The sequence below is a fragment of the Mycobacterium sp. E1386 genome (assembly GCF_001672745.1).
GTDB lineage: Bacteria > Actinomycetota > Actinomycetes > Mycobacteriales > Mycobacteriaceae > Mycobacterium.
Genome location: NZ_LZKH01000042.1, coordinates 1 through 625, shown reverse-complemented (window position 1 = coordinate 625; position 625 = coordinate 1). Strand labels below are relative to the sequence as shown.

Here is a 625-nt window from a genome sequence, read left to right as displayed (position 1 = left end):
CCGCCGGAATGCCCATCGATTCGGTTTGCGGTGGGCGCCCGGCCATTCCCTGGTGCCGCCCCACTTCGAACAGCAGCTGCGGCCCGTCCGGGTTTCCGATGTTGAGGCACTGACCGTCGTGGATCTCGACCACCGGCACCCGCCGGCCGTTCACGAAAGTGCCGTTGAGCGAACCGTTGTCGATCGCCAGCCACCGACCCTGGTCGAAGCGCAGCAACAGGTGCGCGCGCGAGATCAACGGGTGCGTGATGCGCATGTCGGCGCGCAGATCGCGCCCCACCACCACGTCGTGACCGGCGGCAAATGTGCGTTCTGACCCGTCGAAACGAACCGTCAAGACGGGCGGGGCTGCTGAGCTCATCGGACCAACTGTAACTCGTGGACCCAAGGCCAACCTGAGGCCCAAATGTGCGTTGCGGGACCCGCTATCGTCAGTGGGCTAGCAGATCGGGGGCACCCGTGACCACGCACTGGGTGCGGGTGTAGATGGTGGCCATGCACTTGTTGCAGTGCGTGCACGCGGAATGCACGCTGTGCGCGGCGCCGTCGGCCGCGATCCGATTGATCAGGTCGGGTTCGGCCAGCAGCGCCCGGCCCATCGCGACGAATTGGAACCCTTCCGCCA

General features: G+C 66.2%; 1 protein-coding gene and 1 pseudogene. Both read right to left on the bottom strand.

Annotation, left to right across the window (positions count from 1 at the left end):
* On the bottom strand, positions 1-361 hold a 361-nt coding region (locus tag A5709_RS04555), incomplete at its 3' end, for an FHA domain-containing protein (protein WP_156767962.1).
* Positions 362-431: 70 nt separating this feature from the next.
* Positions 432-625: pseudogene (locus tag A5709_RS04550) on the bottom strand (NADH:flavin oxidoreductase); the annotation flags it as partial.